Genomic DNA, 8,235 nt, shown 5'->3' with positions numbered 1-8,235 from the left:
AACTTTATTTAAAATTAATGTAAAAAATTAGTAAAAAATTGAACTGTTATTAATAACTAATAATTTCCGCCAACACTCACATTTACAAAAAAAAAGAATTATAGTTACTGCATTTAAGAATATTTATTACACAAAAACCTGTAAAAATCTGTTAATAAATAAATTTAATTAAAAAAAGAATTACCTGGAGTTAATCAATTAACTCCACCAAAAAAAAACTATTCACTGCTCCAATCAATAAAGTTATTGACGCCGCGAATATACCAGCATATAGTGCACATTTCCTCACAGTCATCATTCCAGTGACCGCAGACAGGACATTCCCACATATTTACACCACCTTTTTAATATTAAATATACATTTAAAAATATTAAAATTTAAACTTTTCCAAAAAAAATTATTTCGCAAACTCGCCCATATACTTCACAGGCTTTGAATTTTTAGCCCGGTAATAGTATTCGGTAACTGCAGTGAAAAAGACATCACATGAGGAATTAAGTCCGGTTTCAAAGGAATCCTGAACTACACTGATGATAAATCCGACTGCAACAACCTGCATGGAAATATCCTGGCTGATTCCAAACAGTGAACAGGTAAGGGGAATTAAAAGAAGTGATCCGCCGATAACACCTGAAGCACAGCATGCAGCAATAGTAGTGACAAGAGCCAGAATAATAGCCAGCGGAATTGATACTGAAATTCCAATGGTATGGCATGTTATGAGAGTCATTACAGCTATGGTTACGGCTGCACCGTTTGTATTGATAGTTGAACCCAAAGGAATGGTTATTGAGTAGAAATCCTTATCAAGGCCCAGTCTTTCACACAGATTCATGTTGATTGGAATGTTTGCAGCAGAGCTTCTTGAGAAAAATGCGGTAATTCCGCTTTCCCTAAAGCATGTCAAAAGCAGCCTATACGGATTTCGCTTTAAAATAATGCCTCCAATCAGAGGATTAATAACCAAACCTACAATAGCTATACAGCCCACAATCAGAAGTATTGCTTCACCATATTCTGAAAAGATGCTTAATCCGCTTTGGGAAACGGAAGTAAATACCAGACCCATAACACCGATTGGAGCAAACTGTATGATTAAATCGACGACTTTTGTACATGCATCGGAAAATCCGACAATAAATTCCTTTGTAGTATCGTTTGCAACGACTTTTAAAGCAGCACCAAAAGTTATGGACCAGAAAAGAATTCCCAGATATTCTCCTTCCATTAATGATTTAATGGGATTTGCAACTATCTTTAAAATCATGTCACTTAAGACATCCCCGATTCCGTCGGGAGCTGTGACATTACTGACGGAGTTGAGATGAATGCTTACCGGGAAGAAATGGCATGCAATAATGGAAATCAGAGCGGCTGTAAAATTTGTTAAAAGATACAAAATAATAATCATCCGGAATTTGGATCCGTCACCTGATTTTGCCTGTGAAATAGCTGAAGCCACCAAAACGAAAACAAGAATGGGCGCAATTGCCTTAAGGGCTGATACAAAAATGTCCCCAATTAAGCCTATGAGCTCCCATTGCGGAACTAAAATGCCCAAAACAGCACCTATTGCCAGTCCGATTAAAATCTTTAAAATAAGACTTGACTGCGTCCACTTTTTAACAATATCCATATTCAAAGCACCCCAAAGATTATGAAATTTATATTTATAATTAATTGTTTAACATTTCACCATATATAATATTTTGATAATTTAAACATTAATTAAAACACCACAAATTACATAGAAACGATTTTCAAAATAATATTCAAAAGCAACAGAAATAACAAAAAAATAAATATAAAATTGAATAATATATATTAATATCAAATTTTAGGAAATTGATATTTATGGACAATGATGAAATTTTAGCCCGCTTTGGAATATCTCAAAGATTGGCTTACGGTCTGCTTTTTCAAAGTATACTGATAATAATTGCAACTATAATCAGTATATGGGGGATTTTTAAAACAGACCTTGATACTCTAAGCTATATGACAAACGTTATTTCACTGGTTGTTTGTATTCTTCTTTTAGTCTATTCATTTTATGGACTTAACGCTAAAAAAAGCAGAGAAGTTTTATTTACCACAATATTAGTTATGTACATTCTTTTAATCCTGATGGGATTATTTGTAAATATAGTTGATTTGAAAAGTCCTACAGGCTTGCTTACAGTAATATTGCTGATTAGTACAATCTTTTTTATGAGCGAGTACAGGAAAAACTACAAAGTTGCCAACTATGCTCTTTTAGTAATTCTTATTGCAAGTACAATTATAACTATATTCGATATCATGGCCGGCCTACCTTGGTTTGCCGCTCTTAAATACATCATCATTCCAGTGACAATTGGTCTAACCTACTTTGAAAGAGTCCAAAGAGGCAAATACGATTTTGGAATTTAGCTGAAGAAATTCAAACAGGAGGTTGAGATTAATTTCTCAACTACTTTTTTTCTATTAAAATAGGTAGTCATATAACTATCAGTTTATAGACTTATTATTAAAGATTGAATATTTTAAACTGGAAAAACAGACTTATTTTTTGTTTGTTTAAAATAAAAAGAATTCTTCAAAAGTATTTATTATAATAAAGGGAGAAATAGCACATGAAATACAGGAAAAGCATGATTATGCTGGTGCTGGCTATCTTCATATTTGGGGTGGCTAGTGTCTGCGCAAGCGATGCCAATACTGCAGTCGCGGCAAGTGTTGGTGGACAAGCAACTGAAATTATGGATATTAATGAAATCGAATCAAATGATGTTGTATATGATGATTCTCAAATTTTAGGGTTATCAAACAGCAATGAGATACTTAAGGAACCCGCAACTGTTACAAATCACACTTTCGATGCTATTCAAAGTGCAATCGATAGTGGTTATGATACAATCTATCTGGAACCTGGCACATACACTGGAACAAGTGAAATCGGAATTGATGAAAAGGAAACTGTCAATATTATTGGGAATTCTACGATACTGGATGCACAGGGACAGACAGAAATATTTCTCATTTCAAACTCAAAAAATGTAGTAATACACAATATTACATTCGTAAATGGTAACTTTGAGGATGGTGGAGCAATTATGGTGTTCCATAGTGACAATGTGCAAATCATCGACTGCACATTCACAAACAACACTGCATCAGTAATGGGCGGAGCAATAATGTCAACTAGTGCTAATGTACAAGTCATCAACTCCACATTCACAAACAATAAAGCAAACAATAATGGTGGAGCAATAGGCTGGATGATATCTACTGTGAAAGTCGAAGGCTGCATTTTCACAAACAACACTGCAGAGGGTTATTCCATAGTAGGTGGAGAGAGTAGTTCTGTGCAAATCACTACCAGTATTTTTACAAAAAACAGTGCTAATGCTATCGTATACTTTTTGGGGTCTTCAGGTACCGACATAAGCGTCAACAATAATATTTTCCTAAACAACAACGGAACTCCTATCAATTTTGATGTATCGGAGTCTAATGGGGAGTACAACTGGTTTGGACACAATCAAAGCAACTATAAAGACAGCCCCGGAATAAAGTACTGCACCAAATGGCTATTTTTAAACGCAACAGCAAATCCCGATACGATATCTGTGTCAGACACATCCGACATAACGTTTACAATATGGGTGTTTGATTCAAGCAATAACAATACAAATGAATATGACAAAAATCTCTTAAAACCAGTTGACCTGACAATTACTGCAACAAATGGTAATGTAAGTAGCGATACTGCCAAATTTGGAGATACTGTCAAGTATACGGCAACTAGGGGCGGAACTGCTGGTGTGACTGCATCAATAGAAAATGCAGCTTACACAATTCCTTTAAATGTCAATAAGGAAAATCCAAACCTTTCAATCGTTGATGGGGAAGTTCCATATGCAGAAAATACAACGCTCACTCTCAATTACAATTCCGCCGCAACAGGAAAAGTAAACATAACACTTAACGGCAAAAAACACAATGAAATATTTGATGATATGGATTTAAACTCCACAATAAATCTTGAAGGCATTCTTCCTGATGAGTACGATGTCATGGTAACCTATTCTGGTGACGATTCATTTTTAAATGCTACCGCATCCGGAAAGTTGACCGTACTGAAACTTGATTCAAATATTACTGTAGAGTCATATGACATAAATGTCACTGACCAGGATGGCATAATGTTTAAAGTAACACTGCCCAAAAATGCAACTGGAAACATGACATTAAGCAACGGTAAAACAATTGATGTTACTAAAGAAGGCAAAAAAGGAAAAAAAGTACTCACTGTTGAAATAAGAAACGATGCATACCCCGTTGGAGAGTACAAATGGACATTCAACTATCTTGGAGATGACATCTACAAAAACTCAACTGATCAGGCAACATCCAACATCCTAATCATAGAGACCAAAATAATTCCAAAAAATAAAACAATTGAAATGTTTTGCAATGACAAATCAGAAGTCAACTATACAACAGAACCTGACGATTTAAAAGGAATTACATTTAAAAGTTCCAACACAAGTGTGGTGACAGTCAATTCCAAAGGAATTATTAAAGGGGTTGGTGAAGGAAAAGCCCATATTACACTTTCATTCAAAGGCAATGAAAATTATACTGATTGCGAAGCTAGTGTTACAGTTACTGTTAGTAAAATACCTACTGAGATTATTCTTAATCAGACTACTTTGGATTTGAATGTTGGAGATGAAGCTAATCCTGGCGTTGGCATAATTCCTTCTGATGCTGGTGAGTTGGATTATACATCCGGTGATGTGAGTGTTGTTATCATTGATGGTGATGGTACATTTACCGCTGTTGCTGAAGGTAGTGCTAATGTTACTATTGCATTTTATGGTAATGATAAGTATGCCGCTGCTGAGAGTAAGAATATTACTGTTACTGTTAGTTTGAAAAATGCTTCAGTTGTTGCTGATCCCGACTCTTTAGAGTTGTTTGTTGATGAATTCGGCAAATTCTATACATCCACCACACCTGAAGATTTGGATATTAAAGTTTCATCCAGCAATGAATCTGTGGCAACTGTTAAACTTGTCAATCGTGTTCCTACAGTCACTGCTGTCGGTGAAGGATCTGCAGTAATTACAGTTACCATTAATGAAAAGGATTATGTGAAAAATTCAACTACTGTTTCTGTTAGTATAAGTAAAATACCTACCAATATTGAACTTACTGAGCATAGTTATTCTGCCTATGTAAATGATACTTACGATAACCTTGCTGTGCTTCAGGATAACGAAGGAAAAAATATCACTGATGAATATAGCTTACCTTACACCTCCAGTAATGAGTCTGTTGTTAAAATTGTAGATAATTCATTTATTACTGTTGGTGAAGGTGTTGCTACTATTACTGTTTCATTCAACGGTACTGATAAGTATGAAGCCGCTAAAGATGAAGAATTTAAAGTTGATGTATTTAAAATACCTACTGAAATCATTCTTTATAATGATACTTTCGAATTGAAAATTGGCGATGAGGTTAATTCTGGTGCTATTATAGATCCTGTTGATGCTGGTGAGTTAATTTACACTTCCAGTGATGTTTCTGTTGTGACTGTTGATGAAAATGGTATTGTTACTGCTGTGGGTGAAGGTAATGCTACTGTTACTGTAAGCTTTGCCGGTAATGACAAGTACTTGCCAACCAATTCTACAATTGCTGTAACCGTATCTAAAATTGCATTTGATCCCGAAATCACTTTAAATGATACTATTTTAACCGTTGAGGTTCCTGAAAATGCTACAGGTAATGTAACATTACTTATTGGCAATGAAACTTTTGTTGCGCCTATTGAAAACGGTATTGCTACATTTAATTTAAGTGATGTTCCTGCTGGAGATTACAATGCAACCCTAAACTATGGCGGGGACGATAAATACGTTGGATTTGAAGTTGTTCATCCGATTTCCATTGAAGAGAACTTTATTATAATTGCTGAAGACTTGACCAAGTATTTCCATGGTCCTGAAAGATTTGCTGTAAACCTTACTGACAGAGAAGGTAATCCCATTGCAAATGCTAACTTAACCATTTATATTAATGGTAGACAATACAATAGGACTACTGATGACAATGGTCAGGCATTTATGGCAATCAACTTGAACTCAGGCGAATATCGGGTTGTTGTTACCTACAATGACACTTCCGTTAATGGGACGGTTACTGTGTTACCTACTGTTAACGGTACTGATATTGTCAAAATGTACAGAAACGGGACCCAGTACTGGGCTACATTCCTTGACAGTGAAGGAAATTACCTTAAAGATGGTGAAGATGTCAAATTCAACATCAACGGTGTGATGTATGACCGTAAAGTTTCCGGCGATAAAGGTTTAGCAAAATTAAACATCAACTTGCAGCCCGGCGAATATATAATCACAGCAACAAACATCAAGACTGGAGAAAATACGGCCAATAACATTACTGTTATTTCTAAAATCATAGAAAACAGCGACATTACAAAGTATTTCAGAAACGCAACACAATACACTGTTAAAGTAATCTGTGATGATGGCAAGGCTGTCGGTGCCGGTGAAAACGTGACATTCAACATCAACGGAGTATTTTACAACCGTGCGACAAACGAATCAGGTATTGCTAAATTGAACATTAACCTGCAGCCTGGAGATTATATCATTACAGCAGAATATAAAGGTTGTGCTGTATCCAACAACATCAAGGTATTGCCTATATTGAATGCAACTGACATTTCAATGAAATACCGTGACGGAACTCAGTTCAAGGCTACTCTTGTTGACGGTGAGGGAAAACCTTATGCCGATCAAAACGTAACATTCAATGTTAACGGCGTATTGTATAATAGATTAACTGGCAGTGATGGTATTGCAAAATTAAACATTAACCTGATGCCTGGCGAATACATCATAACCTCAAGCTATAACGGAACAGCCATTGCAAACAAAATTACAATAAAAAGTTGAGATTAATTTCTCAACACTTTTTTTCTTTTTTAGAATATTATTCATTGAATATTGGTTTATTTTCAGCGATTTTAATGAACAAATAAACAAAATTTATTAATCATTATGGATACAATATAATAATAGATATAAATGACATTGTGGGAGAATTTTCATGAAGTTTAAATATTTTATAAGCATTTGCTTAATACTGGTTTTTTTAATGTCGATGGCCTGTGCATCGGCTGTTGAAGATGCAAATCAGACAGATGATTTAGGATTATCTCTGGAAGATAGTCAGGAAATTGCCGGCTTGGCCAAAAGCGAGGTTGGCTTGCAGGAAAATGGGGATTTAAATGAATCCAATATTTTAGGAATATCAAATAAAAATGAAATCATAGGAAAATCTATTGATGTTGGGGGAAATACATTCAAGGATATTGAAGTTGCACTTGACACAGCTGACGATGGAGATACGCTTTATCTGACTGGAACATATAAGAATAATTATAATGGAGCTATTTTAATCGATAAAAGTATTTCTATCATTGGTAAAGACAATGCTATTTTGGATGCAGAAAAATTCTCACGAATATTTACTGTTACTTCCAAGAAAATAACCATACAAAACATTACTTTTATAAATGGTAACGATGATAATGGTGGTGCTATTTATTTTGTAAATGCTATTTCTAATTCCACCATTAATGCTAATTTCATTAACAACACAGCAGAATGCTATGGTGGAGCAAACTACTTCGAAAATAGTGTTTCTGATTCAAATGTTTCTGGAACATATGCCAACAACAAAGCAGATTTTGGTGGAGCAAACAACTTCGAAAATAGTGTTTCAGGTTCAAATATTACCGGAACATATTCCAACAACAAAGCAAATTATGGTGGAGCAAACTACTTTTGGGATAGTTTTTCAGATTCTAATGTTGCCGGAACATATGCCAACAACAAAGCAGATTTTGGTGGAGCAAACTGCTTCTGGACTAGTGTTTCAGGTTCGAATGTTTCTGGAGAATACATCAGCAACACAGCAGAAATTTATGCTGGTGGAGCAAACTACTTCTCAGGTAGTGTTTCTGATTCAAATATTACTGGAACATATTCCAACAACACAGCAGCAAGGTATGGTGGAGCAAACTACTTCAGAGATAATGTTTTAGGTTCAAATATTACCGGAACATATTCCAACAACACAGCAAATGGTCAGGACTCTAGTGATGGTGGTGGAGCAAACTGCTTCTGGACTAGTGTTTCAGGTTCAAATAT

At 35.1% G+C, this 8,235-nt stretch carries 3 protein-coding genes and 1 pseudogene; 3 read left to right on the top strand and 1 reads right to left on the bottom strand.

Features of this window, described 5'->3' with window-relative positions; translation table 11 throughout:
- Window positions 1–398: 398 nt before the first annotated feature.
- Window positions 399–1,637 carry a serine/threonine transporter SstT gene (sstT, locus tag ACKI5C_RS09020; RefSeq protein WP_407432799.1) on the bottom strand — a complete coding sequence of 413 codons (1,239 nt, stop codon included), beginning with the start codon at window positions 1,635–1,637 and terminating at the stop codon, window positions 399–401.
- A gap of 218 nt (window positions 1,638–1,855) precedes the next feature.
- On the opposite strand from sstT, the gene ACKI5C_RS09015 reads away from it, so the two are divergent.
- From ACKI5C_RS09015 to ACKI5C_RS09005, 3 genes and pseudogenes are all read left to right on the top strand, one after another.
- A complete protein-coding gene (locus ACKI5C_RS09015) occupies window positions 1,856–2,413 on the top strand; it encodes a hypothetical protein (protein ID WP_407432798.1) in 558 nt (185 codons plus the stop codon).
- Window positions 2,414–2,616: 203 nt separating this feature from the next.
- Entirely contained in the window at window positions 2,617–6,975 is a 4,359-nt protein-coding gene (locus ACKI5C_RS09010; protein ID WP_407432797.1) for an Ig-like domain-containing protein, read from the top strand.
- Window positions 6,976–7,183: 208 nt separating this feature from the next.
- Window positions 7,184–8,235: pseudogene (locus tag ACKI5C_RS09005) on the top strand (hypothetical protein); the annotation flags it as partial.

This window comes from Methanobrevibacter sp., from assembly GCF_045646045.1.
Lineage (GTDB): Archaea > Methanobacteriota > Methanobacteria > Methanobacteriales > Methanobacteriaceae > Methanocatella.
Note: the sequence above shows the minus strand (reverse complement) of the source record. Positions and strands in the feature narration are given on the sequence as shown.

Bases quoted from the DNA above. Each gene is read 5' to 3' on its own strand.
- sstT (WP_407432799.1), bottom strand. From the start codon at position 1,637: ATGGATATTGTTAAAAAGTGGACGCAGTCAAGTCTTATTTTAAAGATT.
- ACKI5C_RS09015 (WP_407432798.1), top strand. From the start codon at position 1,856: ATGGACAATGATGAAATTTTAGCCCGCTTTGGAATATCTCAAAGATTG.
- ACKI5C_RS09010 (WP_407432797.1), top strand. From the start codon at position 2,617: ATGAAATACAGGAAAAGCATGATTATGCTGGTGCTGGCTATCTTCATA.